The 14,108-nt window shown below is 56.4% G+C and carries 12 protein-coding genes; 9 read left to right on the top strand and 3 right to left on the bottom strand.

What is annotated here, in order from left to right; all coding sequences use genetic code 11:
• Positions 1–92 precede the first annotated feature (92 nt).
• The 3 genes from K227x_RS02135 (at position 93) to K227x_RS02125 (ending at position 5,196) form a co-directional block, all read left to right on the top strand.
• Positions 93–1,796 (top strand): ABC1 kinase family protein, encoded by a 1,704-nt coding sequence (locus tag K227x_RS02135; protein ID WP_145167858.1) that lies wholly within the window; start codon positions 93–95, stop codon positions 1,794–1,796.
• 144 nt (positions 1,797–1,940) lie between these two features.
• Entirely contained in the window at positions 1,941–3,683 is a 1,743-nt protein-coding gene (locus K227x_RS02130; protein WP_145167857.1) for a purine-cytosine permease family protein, read from the top strand.
• Between the two features lie 16 nt (positions 3,684–3,699).
• The gene (locus K227x_RS02125) at positions 3,700–5,196 is read left to right on the top strand and encodes a mannitol dehydrogenase family protein (protein ID WP_145167856.1); all 1,497 of its coding nucleotides are present in this window, start codon (positions 3,700–3,702) and stop codon (positions 5,194–5,196) included.
• Between the two features lie 27 nt (positions 5,197–5,223).
• Here K227x_RS02125 and K227x_RS30180 read toward each other — a convergent pair whose 3' ends face one another.
• Positions 5,224–5,541 (bottom strand): hypothetical protein, encoded by a 318-nt coding sequence (locus K227x_RS30180; RefSeq protein ID WP_218933706.1) that lies wholly within the window; start codon positions 5,539–5,541, stop codon positions 5,224–5,226.
• 33 nt (positions 5,542–5,574) lie between these two features.
• Between K227x_RS30180 and K227x_RS02115 the strand changes: the two genes are divergently transcribed.
• Positions 5,575–7,353, top strand: coding sequence for a sulfatase (locus K227x_RS02115; RefSeq protein WP_145167855.1), 1,779 nt, complete (start codon positions 5,575–5,577; stop codon positions 7,351–7,353).
• Between the two features lie 142 nt (positions 7,354–7,495).
• Here the strand turns inward: K227x_RS02115 and K227x_RS02110 are convergent, their stop codons facing one another.
• Entirely contained in the window at positions 7,496–7,723 is a 228-nt protein-coding gene (locus K227x_RS02110) for a hypothetical protein (RefSeq protein ID WP_145167854.1), read from the bottom strand.
• A gap of 239 nt (positions 7,724–7,962) precedes the next feature.
• Between K227x_RS02110 and K227x_RS02105 the strand changes: the two genes are divergently transcribed.
• From K227x_RS02105 to K227x_RS02095, 3 genes are all read left to right on the top strand, one after another.
• Positions 7,963–8,640, top strand: a complete 678-nt coding sequence (locus K227x_RS02105; RefSeq protein ID WP_145167853.1) for a response regulator transcription factor — start codon at positions 7,963–7,965, stop codon at positions 8,638–8,640.
• A gap of 4 nt (positions 8,641–8,644) precedes the next feature.
• Complete coding sequence (locus K227x_RS02100) at positions 8,645–10,072, top strand: sensor histidine kinase (protein WP_145167852.1); 1,428 nt, start codon at positions 8,645–8,647, stop codon at positions 10,070–10,072.
• A gap of 153 nt (positions 10,073–10,225) precedes the next feature.
• Positions 10,226–10,417: a hypothetical protein gene (locus K227x_RS02095; RefSeq protein ID WP_145167851.1), complete on the top strand. Its 192-nt coding sequence runs from the start codon at positions 10,226–10,228 to the stop codon at positions 10,415–10,417.
• 101 nt (positions 10,418–10,518) lie between these two features.
• Here K227x_RS02095 and K227x_RS02090 read toward each other — a convergent pair whose 3' ends face one another.
• Positions 10,519–11,265, bottom strand: a complete 747-nt coding sequence (locus K227x_RS02090) for an MIP/aquaporin family protein (RefSeq protein WP_145167850.1) — start codon at positions 11,263–11,265, stop codon at positions 10,519–10,521.
• A gap of 241 nt (positions 11,266–11,506) precedes the next feature.
• On the opposite strand from K227x_RS02090, the gene K227x_RS02085 reads away from it, so the two are divergent.
• Both K227x_RS02085 and K227x_RS02080 read left to right on the top strand, forming a co-directional pair.
• On the top strand, positions 11,507–12,664 hold the full coding sequence (locus K227x_RS02085; RefSeq protein WP_145167849.1) for a right-handed parallel beta-helix repeat-containing protein: 1,158 nt from the start codon (positions 11,507–11,509) through the stop codon (positions 12,662–12,664).
• Between the two features lie 100 nt (positions 12,665–12,764).
• Positions 12,765–14,105 carry a carbon-nitrogen hydrolase family protein gene (locus K227x_RS02080; RefSeq protein ID WP_145167848.1) on the top strand — a complete coding sequence of 447 codons (1,341 nt, stop codon included), beginning with the start codon at positions 12,765–12,767 and terminating at the stop codon, positions 14,103–14,105.
• The last annotated feature ends 3 nt before the right edge of the window (positions 14,106–14,108 follow it).

Here is a 14,108-nt window from a genome sequence, read left to right as displayed (position 1 = left end):
TTGTATCATGCGTCCTTCCGCACCGGCTTGGGACGAAATATTGACCACCGCTGCATCCGATTCTCACTGCCCCCCGATCACCTGGCCCCCCCATGGACCTGACGGACGTTCCTCAACTGGTTCGCAACGCGGATCGATTCCGCGAAGTGGTAACCGTGCTGGGCAAACATGGACTGGCCGATTGGCTGGCCAATGTTCCGGTGTCATGGTTGGATCGTTTTCGCGGCCCCCTCGGTGACGACGGTTTGACGACGCACGCCCGGATCCGCGTGGCGATGACGGAACTGGGGACGACGTTCATAAAACTGGGCCAGGTGCTTAGCACGCGCCCCGACCTGATTGGCGAACCGCTTTCGCTAGAACTCGCCCAACTGCGTGCCAACACACCTGCCGACCGTCCCGAAACGGTGATCAGCATGGTCCAGTCGGAACTGGGCGCCCCCATCGAAGAACTGTTCGGCGAGTTTGATCCGGTCGCCTTTGCATCGGCATCCATTGGACAGGTTCACCACGCACGGACACTGCAGGGAAAACACGTGGTCGTCAAGGTTCAGCACGCCGGTATCGAACGCCGGATCGTGAATGATTTGGAGATCATCGAAAAGCTTTGCGAAATCGCCGAACAACAGTCCAATCAACTGCAACAGTATCGCCCGGTGAAGACGGTACGTGAATTCAGCAAATCGCTTTCCAATGAACTGGACTTTGGGCGAGAACTGAAAAACATGCAGCGGTTTCGGCGCAACTTTGAAACTGCGGAAGGGATCCGATTCGCCCAACCGTATCCCGAACTTAGTTCGCGGCGCGTGCTGACGATGGAGTGTTTCGAAGGGATCAGCGTTTCAGAGAAGCCCCAACTAGATGCAACCGGATTCGATCTGGACCAGATCGCGTGCCGTGGCGCCAATGTATTCTTGGACATGATTTTCCGCGACGGCTTCTATCACGCCGACCCGCATCCGGGCAACCTGATGATCTTGCTGGACCAGGAATCGACCGCCCCGCAGGATTCAGCGGACCCGACGGTGCCCCTGCCCACAATCGGGATTTTGGATTGCGGGATGGTGGGTCGAATTGATGATCAATTGCGCGAAGACCTAGAACTATCGCTGATCGCATCGGTCGGGCGAGACGCCAAAAAGATTGCGGAGGTGGTTGCCCGAGTAGGCGAGGTCCCCAGCGATTTTGATGAACCGGCGATGTTGTCGGCGATCGAAGACTTGATCGATGACTATGGCCAACAGTCGCTGCAAGACTTTGACCTCAGCGGTTGTTTGCGAGACATCGTCGCGATCATCCGCGATCACCGGGTCTATCTGCCGGCCAAGGTTGCGATGCTGTTGAAACTGTTGGTGATGCTGGAAGGAACCGCGCACCAACTAAGCCCGCGATTCAACTTGGTTGAATTGATTACGCCGTACGCCAAGAAGGCGATGTTGCGACGCTTCTCGCCCAGGCATCTGTACAGTCGGCTGAAGTCCAACGCGGATGACTGGCAGAATTTGTTCGGCATTCTTCCGAAGGACGTCGCCGACATCCTGACCAATCTGAAACGCGGGAAGTTCGACATCCATCTGCAACACCGCCGACTCGAACCGATCGTCAACCGACTGGTCATGGGAATCTTAGCGGCGGCCCTGTTCGTTGGTTCGGCATCCTTGTGGAGCAACCAGGTCCCCCCGATGATCGGCGGTTTTTCGCTACCAGGTTTCGCAGGCTGCTTGATTGCGGTTGTGATGGGCTACCGAATATCCAGAGACATTCGCCGTTCATCGCGATCGTCGATGAATGACTAGCTGGTGCCACCATCAAATTGCGTGTTCACACGCGGCCAACGTGCTTGCCCCTCATTGCTACAATCAAAGACCTGGACGGCCCAAGATCTGCGATTGACCGGCGTGTCACGGGTTCTTTTCGAACACTTTTCGCGAGCTTCCATCATGAGCACTGAAGCGACACAGAAGATCATTGCAGGGATGAAGCCCGAGCAGTTGCCGATCCCGCAACACAAGCTGCATCGCTGGACGCACTTTGCCGGACTGTACGCTGGCGAACATGTCGCGGCGACCGAATTTGTGATCGGTGCGACCTTCGTCGCGTTGGGGGCCACCACGACTGACATTTTGATCGGGCTGCTGATCGGAAATGTGTTGGCGGTTCTAAGCTGGACACTGATCACCGCGCCGATCGCAGTCCAAACGCGTCTGAGTCTCTACACATACTTGGACAAGATCGCCGGCGACTCGATGACCCAGCTGTACAACTGGGCCAACGTGCTGATTTTCACCGTCATTTCCGCAGCGATGATTACGGTTTCCTGCACGGCGGTACGATTGCTGTTCAACATACCATCGCAACTGGAATGGTATCCCACCAACAGTCTGTTCGTGATGGTGGTCTTGGCCGTGGGGGCGATCGTGGTCGTCGTTGCGATGTATGGATTCGATGCGGTCGCAGAGTTTTCGGGACTTTGTGGACCCTGGTTGGTCGTCATGTTTGTCAGCGGTGCATTTGCTCTTTTCCCAGCGCTGGCCGAATCGGTGCTGGGACGCCCCTGGCTGGATCATTTTTCTGAGTTCATCACGATTGGCGATCAACTGATTTGGACGGGCGTCAACAGCCAGGGTGAACCTGGCATCGGCCTTTGGGAAGTCGTAGGTTTTGCATGGGCGGCCAACACGATCACTCACTTTGGCTTGATCGACATGGCGCTGCTGCGTTATGCCAAACGCCCGATCTATGGATTGTGCACGAGCGCCGGAATGCTGTTCGGACACTACGTGGCTTGGATTGCCGCTGGGATCATGGGCGCCGGAACCGCCGTGCTGCTGAAGTCGACGATCGTGCAACTGGACCCCGGCGATGTCGCGTTTCAAGCCCTGGGTTACTCGGGCTATGTCATCGTGATTGTTGCTGGATGGACCACCGCAAACGCCAACCTGTACCGGGCCGGCTTAGCAGCCCAAGCCATTTTCCATAATCATTCGCGGATGCAAGTGACTGCCACGGTGGGTGTGATCACGGTCTTGGTCGCTTGTTTCCCGTTTGTGTTCAGTCAAATTCTGCCACTGCTGACGTATGCGGGATTGTTGGTGGTTCCCGTGGGCGCGATCGTGTTCACCGAACACTTCATTTTCCCACGCATCGGGCTGACTCGATATTGGGCACACTACCGCAACCTGACCCACAGCACGCCTGCGGTGGCATCTTGGGCAGCCGGTTTGGTTTTCGCATTTGGCCTGCAAGCGATGCAGGTGATGTCGTTCTTCTATCTGTTCCTGCCGACCTGGATCTTTACGATTGTTCTCTACACATTCTTGGCTCGCCGGTACGGGGCCGCACAGAGTTACACTGCCGAACGAGCGGCTGATCGAGAGCTAAGTGACGCGATCAAGGCGATGCAGGATCAACAAGCGATCGACGATGGCGAACCTGCCATCGACACGTCGCTGTTGACCAAGGCGTTGCGGGCGGTAGCGTGGACGAGCTTGGGATTGACGGCGATCCTAGCGACAATCGTGATGTTCCGAAGTCCGGACATGGCAACCTATGACAAGAACGTTGCCTTCTTCCGCACCTGGGCATTCATTTTCACGATCACTTACTTCAGTTCGTCTTACTGGGCGTTGCACCGACGCAAGGCTGTCCAAAACACTGCTGTCATCCCGGCCTCTGCCGTTTGAACCCAAGGAACATCCGATGCGATTGAACCAACAGAACCTGTCTGAACTGCCCGCCGAACTGCACCCGCCCAACTATGACCGATCGCGGATCAAACCCGGGATTGTGCATGTCGGCATCGGTGGTTTCCATCGGTCCCACGAAGCGTATTACACCGATCAATGGATGCGATTGGGCGAAGGGACCGAACCGGGGGATGCGTCGCAGTGGGGGATCTGCGGGATCGGATTGCGGGAAGCCGATCGCAAGATTGCCACCGTGCTTCAAGAACAGGACTACCTCTATACGCTGATCGTGAAGGAACCCGGCGGCGGTGTCGAACATCGCGTGATCGGATCCATTGTCGATTTCCTGCTTGGTTGTGACGATCCGGCCGCGGTGATCCAGCAGATGGCCAGCCCGGACACCAAGATCGTATCACTGACGATCACCGAAGGCGGCTACAACGTCGATCCCAAGACAGGCGGTTTCGACGCCACCAATCCCGATGCACAGCATGATGTGTCCAGCCCACAACAACCTCGCCTGGTGTTTGGCTACCTGACGGCAGCACTCAAACTGCGGCGTGACCGCGGGCAGCCCGCCTTTACCATCCAATCCTGCGACAACATCCAACACAATGGTGACCTGACCCGCCGCATGGTGATCGAATTCGCTCGCATGCAAGACGCGGCGCTCGCGGATTGGATCGAGGCCGAGGTACGTTTCCCCAACGCGATGGTCGACCGGATCACGCCGGTGACATCTCCGTCGGACATCGAATCCCTGGACCAACAGTTCGGACTGCGTGACGATTGGCCGGTCACTTGTGAACCGTTCTGCCAATGGATCATCGAAGACAACTTTTCCAATGGTCGTCCCGAGTGGGAACAAGTGGGTGCGCAGTTCGTCTCGGATGTCACGCCGTACGAAAAAATGAAGCTGCGTCTGCTAAACGCCGGCCATTCCGTCCTAGGCTTGCTGGGATCGGTCTATGGGTACGCCACCATCGACGAAACGATCGGCGACCCACTGTTTGCGATCTTCCTACGCAGTTTTCTGGACAACGAGGCGACCCCTGTTTTGGATCCCGTCGACGGGATTGACCTGGATCAGTACAAGGACACCTTGATCGAACGATTCGGCAATCCCAACATCAAAGATCGCCTAGAACGCATCTGTCTGGAAAGTTCCAGCAAACTGCCGGTGTTCCTAATCCCCACGGTCCGCGAGAACTTGAAACGAGGCAAGTCGGTGGATCACGCGGCGTTGGTAATCGCCGCCTGGTGCTATTACAGCGATCGCCACGCGGACCGACACGGCAACGCCCTGGAAGTCGTCGACGGACAACAAGCCGAACTGCAATCCGCAGCCAAGAAGACTCCCACCGACCCGCTGGCGTTCATCCGAATCGAATCGGTGTTCGGCGACTTGGCCGAAAACGCACGATTTGCCGAATCGTATCAGCGGCTGGTCAACCAGATCTACGCCGACCCCGACGTATCGGTCCTGATGCAACAGATCGCCAACGGCTAATCAACCGAAAGACTCCTAGCCACCTGCTTATCCCTGCCCCCAACTTAAACTCGAACTCGAACTTAAACTCGAACTTCTTCTCCATGCTCGGAAGATGCGAGAACGCCGCACCGCCCTGCGTCCGCAGGCGTGATGCCAATCGAACGGTCGGCGCTGCGTCTGTTGATGTTGCGCCGAAAAAAAAAGTTCGAGTTCGAGTTCGAGTTCGAGTTCGAGTTCGAGTTCGAGTTCGAGTTCGAGTTTAAGTTCGAGTTCGAGTTCGAGTTCGAGTTTAAGTTCTTGAACCTCTAAGCAGGTAGGCAGGACTGAGCGGACATTGCAGTCGCCAATTCCGATGGCATCCATCGATGTGTTCCTCCATCGGCCCGAAAGCAATCCATGACCCACACGACCACCCCAGCGGCAGCATTGGCCTTCGCTGCATGCCTATTCGCGACCGGGTTTGCGGATCAGCCGACATCTGAATCAACATCCCAAACCTCGTCCCATGGACGCCCGAACGTCTTGTTCATCGCTGTCGATGACTTGCGTCCGTCGATGGGATGTTATGGCGACCCCCATGCGATCACCCCGAACATGGATGGATTGGCGTCCCGAGGCGTGCAGTTCAATCGTGCCTATTGCCAGGTCGCGGTGTGCAATCCGTCACGAGCCAGTTTGATGACAGGCATCCGTCCGGACAACCTGGGCGTGTGGACATTGCCCATCCACTTTCGCGAGGCCAAACCGGACGCCGTAACGATGCCACAATGGTTTCGGCAGTTCGGCTATACCGCGGTCAGCCACGGAAAAATCTATCACAACCCAACGCCCGATCCACAATCATGGAGCGAGCCGATTCGCGCGTTGGGGTTCCTTCCCAATCCGTATCCCGAAGGCACCCGTTCCATCGTCCAGGCAGCGATGACGAATCTGCCTGCCAACGACTGGCGAAAGAACAACCTGCGAAACCCTAGCACCGCTGCGGCTGATCTTGCCGACAACCAATTGCTTGACGGGGCTAGGACCGACATGGCGATCGACGACTTGCGTCGCCTGGGCAAACAACCCGAACCCTTCTTCTTGGCGATGGGATACATCCGACCGCACCTGGCTTGGGTCGCCCCCGAGAAATACTGGCAGATGCACGATCCGACCACGTTGCCGGTCTTGGAGGATCAACAGGTGATTGCTGACACGCCTGGCTACGCACCAAGCAATAACAGTGAACTGTCACACTACGTTGACCTGATCGACATGCCGAAACCGTGGGACGAAACGGAACTGTCGACTGAAAAACGGCGTCATTTGATGCACGGCTATTACGCCTGCGTCAGCTACGTGGACGCACAGATCGGCCGACTGCTGAAAGCCTTGGACGACGAAGGACTGGCCGAAAACACGATCGTTGTGCTGTGGAGCGACCATGGTTGGAAGCTCGGCGAGAATCGCGGTTGGGGGAAGATGACGAACTACGAAATCGATGCCCGGGTGCCGTTGATCATCGCTGCCCCCACGCTACCAACGGCAGGTCAGACGACCAATCAACTGGCTGAATTGCTGGACATTTACCCCACCCTCTGTGAACTCGCGGGGATCGAAACCCCTGACTTTATCGACGGCCGCAGTCTGGTGCCAGTCTTGAAAGATCCCCAAACCGCGGTGCGTGATGCAGCGACAAGTCAGTACTATCGGAAGTTCGATGGTCGCCAATACATGGGCTATTCGATGCGGACGCGCGACTATCGATTCGTCCAGTGGCGTGACTTCGACACCGGTCAGGTGACCGACCACGAACTCTACGATCATCGAACGATCGATATCGAAAGCGAAAACATCTTTCCCACCGCGTCGACCGACCTGATCGATCGCTTGACGCAACAATTGGTCCAGTCCCATCCACCCCAAGAACTGCGGATGACCCCCGCCATCCATTCGAACCCGAACCCGGGCAGGTGGCGTGCGGAAATGATCATCAGCAACCAAACGCAAACAGAACTGAGGGTGTATCCGATCACACCCTCGGGTAGACGAGGCCGCGTCAAACGAATCAAAGCGTCGCTTCGTGCAACCTTCCAGGCACGCATCGGGAATGTTTTTGTTGTCGAAAGCGAAGACGGACGGATTTACGAAATTCACTCGCCGTCGTTCTCGTCGCGAAAGATTGTGATCCAGTAGCCAGCACATTGAACCTGAACGTTCTTTGTTCAATCGAGTGTCTTGGCACCGAAACCGTCGCCCCGCTCGCTTGAACATGAAGACGAATCGCTGGCTAAGCGAGACCCGATCGATCTGCCGGCAGACCCCACCGTCGTCAAATTCAAAGACATCGATCTGGCACCCGTGCGGAAGGATTGATGATTCGACGACCATGATTCGGATCGCTCGAACGACGCGACTGCGGATCGTAGTGGTTTTGCCCCACCGGTTCGCTGGATTCCCCCAGACGTTGGGTTTGCGTCCGCAGAAATCCCGCAAAACTGGCCATCATCAATACGACCGCAGTCGCGATAGCGGTAAGGTGAACGATGGTTACTAGGTTTGTCATGTTTGGCTCCGGCGGATGGATCACAGACGACTTTCGTTGCAAGAACTATCGCACTGAAACGTGAGCCCGAGCTAAAGCGAACTTAAAACCGACTTTAGATTGGGCCCAAAGTGGCCGCTGGTAGCACCGCCGAAATCTCGCTGATAAAGAAAACTTTATCTTGGGTTCATTTCTCGCTTACTTCGGCCAACAATACTGGGACCAGAATCCCACATCTCTGTTTTCCAACGAGCCGTTCGATGAGTATCCGCCTATTGGTCGTCGAAGACGAGCCAGGAATCGCTGACTTCCTGGTTCGCGGACTGACGGAAGAGGGATATGCGGTTACCCATGTAGCCGACGGTCAACATGCTTGGCTGCGATTGCAATCCGAAACCTGGGACCTAGTGCTTTTGGATTGGTGGCTGCCAGGCGAGGACGGGCTACAGATCCTGAAACGGTTCCGCCAAAAGAATCGCACCACACCCGTGCTGTTTTTGACTGCCCGCGACGGGGTCAGCGAACGTGTCACGGGGCTGGATTCCGGTGCCGACGACTATCTGACCAAACCATTCGCCTTCGAAGAATTGTTAGCGCGAGTGCGATCGCTGCTGAGACGCCAGGGGCAATCGGATTCGCTGCACCTGGAATACCAGGACATTCGCATCGATCTGGCTCAACAGAAAGCTACCCGCGGTGACATGCCGATCGACCTGACCGCAAAAGAGCTGTCTCTGTTGACGATGTTCTTGCGGCACCCTGGACGCGTGCTTTCGCGAACACGAATTTACGAAACGGTTTGGGACGAAAACTTTGACGGCATGTCCAATACGCTTGAAGTGCACGTCAAAGAACTAAGACGCAAACTGGAAAAAATGGGACCACGTGTCATCCAGACACAGCGTGGCCAGGGTTACATCCTGGAATTGCCCCAGTAACCTCATGAGTTTAACCAATCGCGTTTGTACGTTCTTTCTCGCCGCGTTGGGCATCATCCTGGCGATCTATTCGTTGGTCTTCTACGGCGTCACACGCGACCATATCCACGACCAGTTCAGCGGCGAGATGCGGGGTGTGTTGAATTCGCTGATCGCGGCGGCCGAAGTCGAAGAGACCGAGGTCAAATGGCAACCGCTAGAACACTCGATCGACATCGGTGTCCACGACGAGTTTGGCGAGGTCCAATGGGTGGTCCGCGGCGATGATGGCCTGATCGTCGAGCAATCTCGGTCCGCCGACCGCGACTTTCTATCACGAACCGAACGACTAGCGGACAGTGGCGGCATCACCCCAAACACTGCCGCGACGATGGCCAGGGTGGACAACTGGGTGCTGATGGGCCAGCAGGTATCGGCCCCCCATCCATTGCGGATCCAACGTGAGTTCGACGAATTCGACCAGCTATCGGTAGCGGTGGGGCGTTCAACGATACCCCGGGACGCCATTCTGTTTCGTTTGACTCTGCTGGTGACGTTGCTGCCACTTTTAGCTTGGTCGATCGCTGCTGTCTTGGGCCGATGGGTGATTCGCAAAGCGCTTCGTCCCGTTTCCGCGATGGCCAAACAGGCTCAACAGATCACGGGCACAGACTTCCAGTCGCGACTGACGCACGGCGATTCCGGTGACGAACTGACGGAACTGGGCACCGCATTCAACCGCTTGCTGGACCGCCAACAAACAGCGTTCGAACAACAGCGGCGATTCGCCGGCGATGCCGCCCATGAATTACGAACGCCAATCACTGTGCTGCTAGGACAGATCGACGTGACCTTGCGTCGACGGCGAAGCGAAAGCGAGTATGAATCGAACCTAGAATTGCTGCGGTCGGAAACTCAATCCCTGCAGGAGATCGTCGAATCGCTGCTGTTCCTAGCCCGCAGTGATGCCGAATCGGATCCTCCGCCGCTGCGGAGCGTGAACGTAACGCGGTGGCTAGAACATCAATCCATGACGTGGTCAGCCAACACACGATCTCAAGATCTTTGTATCGAGAATCAGTTAGTCGATCCCACGATGGTCCGTGCGACCACCGCCCTGCTTGGCCGAGTTGTCGACAACCTGGTGTTCAACGCGATGAAGTACAGCAAGGCTGGAAGTCCCGTCATCGTTCGCGTGTCACTAGAGGACAAGGAAGTGCTGTTTCAGGTCCTCGATTCGGGCCCCGGAATCGCCGCCGACGATCTCCCACAACTTTTTGACGCATTTTTTCGATCCAGCGAAGCGCGACGTCGAGGGATCGCTGGATCCGGTCTTGGGCTCGCCATCGCAAGCCGCATCGCTGCCACGCTGGGTGGCAAACTGGAATGTGAAAGTACGCTGGGACACGGAAGTTGCTTTACCCTGCGTCTACCTGTGGCGATCGAGACCTAAGTCTCGTAATTCTCGGCATGATGAACCCCATTTCATCTTCGGTTCACGGTCACCTTATCCAGCAGTGCGATCCTAGATTCAGACGCTGACACAACGCCGGCGTCGGCCGCCGGCCGTGCGGTTCCAGGAACACGAATCAGGATGAAATCAACGATGCTACGTTCGATCAAAGAAGCCATCAAAAACCACGTCACCCCTGTACGTGACCCGCTTGATTTGGACGCCATGTCCATGACGCTTCATCACTGCGCAAGGTTGGTGGAACAGCAAAGAACGCAACAACGACTCAAGCAAGAACCCTGCCGGGGCATGAACGACAACGCAACACGCAATAGCGGCAGTTGACGTTGACGTAGGATGGCCTTTCCAGGCCGTCGATGCACGAACTCCCTTTCGCGACGGCCTGGAATGGCCGTTCTACTTTGGGTGCTTGCTACCGCTAAAACCTAGGCCATCAAACGATAGACCACTGCTGCTAGGACGGCGCCTACGATCGGCCCAGCAACCGGAACCCAAGCGTATCCCCAGTCGCTGTCTCGTTTACCTTTGATCGGAAACAGGAAGTGAACCAAACGTGGACCTAGATCACGAGCCGGGTTGATGGCATAGCCCGTCGTTCCACCTAGCGACATGCCGATCCCGAAGACAAGCAACCCGACCGGCAGCAGTCCCAGCGAACCCAGGCCAAGGATCGGATCAGTGTCCGCGGGTCCGCTGCCATGCACCAACGACGGTGCCGCCATCAAGAAGATGGGCAGAATCAGTGCAAACGTCCCGATCGCTTCACAGAAGAACGCTTGCATGTTTCCAGGGATCGCTGGCCCCGTGCTGAAGCAGGCAAGTTTGGCATCCGCATCATCGGTTGCGTCAAAGTGCGGGCGATAAAATGCGTAAACCAAAGCCGCCCCGATGATCGCCCCAACGAACTGAGCGGCGATGTACAGGACCATCAATTCCAGCTCCATCTTGCCCGCCACGAACATGGCAATCGAAACCGCCGGATTCAAGTGCGCGCCACTGACTTCGTTGGCACAGAACGCGCCAACAAAGACGGCAACACCCCAACCGGCACTAATCAACAACCAACTGCCGTCACCCGCTTTGGTCCGCGCTAACACCATGTTCGCGACGACTCCGTTCCCAAAGAGGACCAGCATCATGGTTCCGATGACTTCAGCAGTAAATTCAGGCATTGTGTCGTTTGCAAATGGATGGGGTGTCGGTGCAGAAAGGCAATGGATCGCTGGACTGGCTGAAACCCAGTCGAACCCAGGCCATGGGCAGCCGGATATTCTAACGCAGTCGAGGCGGCCTGATGAACCACGATGCCAAACCGAATTCTTCGCTGAAACAATCCAGATTCGGATGGTCCAAAGCGTGTATGATCGTGACTTAAAGTAGCCCCTCCCCACCTCCCGCCTAGCGAGTTCTTCGATGCTTCGATTCTATCTAACCGCCATGGTTTCCCTAACGTTGCTTGGTGTTGTTGCACAAGCCGAAGATACCGCTGGCCCCGCACCCGCGATGATGGTCAGCGTTTCGGATCACCCGTCCATTCAGGCTGCCATCGATTCGCTGCCGACCAGTGGCGGAATCGTGCAGATCCCACCCGGCATTTTCGAGCTGAGCGAACCGCTAAAGATCCGCACCTCCGACACACTGATTCGAGGCAGCGGCGCTGCCACACACCTAAAAAACAATAACGCGGACGGATTGCCCGCGATCGAGATTGCTGCCGCAACCTACGACGGCAAAAAGACACCCAAGGACGATGTACTTTGGCGAGTCCAAATCGTTGACCTGCAGGTTACCGGCAACCCCAACAGCGGAGATGGGTTGTTAGCCAGAGAAGTCAACGAAATCTTCATCCATTCGGTGACCGTGTCCCGCAATGGTCGACACGGCATTTTCCTGGACCGTTGCTACGAAGATCCTCGCATCAGCGACAACCTGATCACCTACAACAAAGCCGATGGGATTCGTTTAGAAGGCAACCACGACATCGTTGTGTCGGCCAACCATTTCGAAGAAAATCAAACTGGGCTGCAGTGTCTGGATAGTTTCAACTTGTGCATGAACGGAAACAACTTGGACGATCACCTTGGCGATGGTGTGATCATCGAAAACACCTACGGCAGCGTGCTTAGCGGAAACATGATCGAAGAATGCAATGGATGGGGCATCATCATCGACCGAGACTGCTATGGCATCACGATCAGCGCAAACGTGATCGCGCATGAATTCACCGGAGGCATCGATTTGCGGGATGCTCATGGGTGCGCGATCAGTGCGAACACCTTCACTCTGGCCAAGAATGCGGGACTTGCCATCCGAAAAGGCTCTGGTCGCGTCACCGTGACAGGAAACAATTTCTGCAACTCCTACACTGGCGACAAAAACCGACGCGACAGCGTTTCAACCAAACACGAGCCGGAACCAGACGCGGCGGCCGGGTTGTTGATCGAAACAGACGAACCGATCGTCGTCGTTGGAAACATGTTTAGCGGAATGGATGGCGATCCGATCGTAGGATCCGACAAAATCATCCAAGCTCAGCTGCAAACAAATCTAGGGATGTCGAAAACGAAGTAAACGGGATAGCTCGGATGAGAGCTCGTGCCGCTTGCAACGTAAAGTCACCGGGCACTGGACGCCAGTCGCCACGAAACGAAGTACGCATTGGAGACACCCGATGAAAAACTTGTTGATTCTGGCTGTGGGATGGTTCGTTCTGTCTAGTGGCGTTCGTGCTGACCAGAGCGTACCCGACGGCTGGACGGCGGAGTCTCCGCGCAGGGAAATACGGCCCGATTTCACGTGGGATCCTTCGGGTGGACCGGACCAGGGATCGCTGATCATCCGTGCCGATCACCGTGCGGGATTGATGGGTTCTTGGACGCGAACGATTCCGGTCCAAGGCAATCATCACTATCGATTCTCCGTCGATCGCAAGACCGAAGGCGTCGCACTGCCTCGCCGCACGGGTGTCGCTCGGATGGTTTGGCTTGACGCGTCGGGTGGCAAGCCGAAACACGCCGAGCCAAGTGATTTGTCCTATCGCCCAGGCGAACGACCACGGGCAGAGCCGGAGCTTCCCAAATTGGTTTCGACGCGTGATGGTTGGGATCGGATCGAAGGCGTCTACCTGTCGCCCCCCAACGCGACACAAGTGAGACTTGAATTGCATTTCCGCTGGGGCGAGCCGCATTCATCGGTGCGGTGGACGGTGCCAAAGATGGAAGTGACTCAAGCGCCTGCCCCGCGAACCGTCCGCTTGGCCACCGTTCATTTCCAGCCCCGCGATGGAAAGACTGCGAAACAGAAACGAGAACAATTTGCGACTCTGATCGCTGACGCCGCGGGCCAACGCGCCGACTTGATCGTGCTACCCGAAACGTTGACTTTCTATGGATCGGGTGGCAGCTATGCCGATGCGGCCGAGCCAATTCCCGGTCCATCGTCCGACTACTTTGCAAAGCTGGCCATGCAACACGACACGTACATCGTGGCTGGATTGATCGAGCGTGACGGTCACTTGATTTATAACGTCGCCGTGCTGCTCGGTCCCGACGGAAACATCGTTGGCAAGTATCGCAAGGTCACTCTGCCACGCGGCGAAATCGAAGGTGGAGTAACACCGGGGGATCAGTACCCTGTGTTCGAAACTCGCTTCGGCAAGGTTGGCATGATGGTCTGCTACGACGGGTTCTTTCCCGAGGTGGCTCGCGAGCTATCGAATCGTGGCGCCGAAGTGATCGCTTGGCCAGTGTGGGGCTGCAATCCATTGTTGGCGTCGGCTAGGGCCTGCGAGAACCATGTCTATCTAATCAGCAGCACCTACATGGACTTTAGCGACAACTGGGCGCAGTCAGCCATCTACGCAAAGGATGGAACCACGCTGGCACACGCAGAAAACTGGGGCAGCGTCTGCGTCGCAGAAGTTGACCTGGGCAAACCGCTGCATTGGCCAAGCCTGGGTGACTTTCAAGCCGAAATACAAGCTCATCGACCCGTCGTGGATCCGATTCCATGAAAC

The organism is Rubripirellula lacrimiformis, assembly GCF_007741535.1.
Classification (GTDB): domain Bacteria; phylum Planctomycetota; class Planctomycetia; order Pirellulales; family Pirellulaceae; genus Rubripirellula; species Rubripirellula lacrimiformis.
This window is presented reverse-complemented; position numbering and strand designations above follow the sequence as displayed.

Coding starts and splice junctions, on each gene's coding strand:
- K227x_RS02130 (WP_145167857.1), top strand. CDS start 1,941: ATGAGCACTGAAGCGACACAGAAGATCATTGCAGGGATGAAGCCCGAG.
- K227x_RS30180 (WP_218933706.1), bottom strand. CDS start 5,541: ATGGATGCCATCGGAATTGGCGACTGCAATGTCCGCTCAGTCCTGCCT.
- K227x_RS02110 (WP_145167854.1), bottom strand. CDS start 7,723: ATGACAAACCTAGTAACCATCGTTCACCTTACCGCTATCGCGACTGCG.
- K227x_RS02135 (WP_145167858.1), top strand. CDS start 93: ATGGACCTGACGGACGTTCCTCAACTGGTTCGCAACGCGGATCGATTC.
- K227x_RS02105 (WP_145167853.1), top strand. CDS start 7,963: ATGAGTATCCGCCTATTGGTCGTCGAAGACGAGCCAGGAATCGCTGAC.
- K227x_RS02090 (WP_145167850.1), bottom strand. CDS start 11,265: ATGCCTGAATTTACTGCTGAAGTCATCGGAACCATGATGCTGGTCCTC.
- K227x_RS02095 (WP_145167851.1), top strand. CDS start 10,226: ATGCTACGTTCGATCAAAGAAGCCATCAAAAACCACGTCACCCCTGTA.
- K227x_RS02115 (WP_145167855.1), top strand. CDS start 5,575: ATGACCCACACGACCACCCCAGCGGCAGCATTGGCCTTCGCTGCATGC.
- K227x_RS02125 (WP_145167856.1), top strand. CDS start 3,700: ATGCGATTGAACCAACAGAACCTGTCTGAACTGCCCGCCGAACTGCAC.
- K227x_RS02080 (WP_145167848.1), top strand. CDS start 12,765: ATGAAAAACTTGTTGATTCTGGCTGTGGGATGGTTCGTTCTGTCTAGT.
- K227x_RS02100 (WP_145167852.1), top strand. CDS start 8,645: ATGAGTTTAACCAATCGCGTTTGTACGTTCTTTCTCGCCGCGTTGGGC.
- K227x_RS02085 (WP_145167849.1), top strand. CDS start 11,507: ATGCTTCGATTCTATCTAACCGCCATGGTTTCCCTAACGTTGCTTGGT.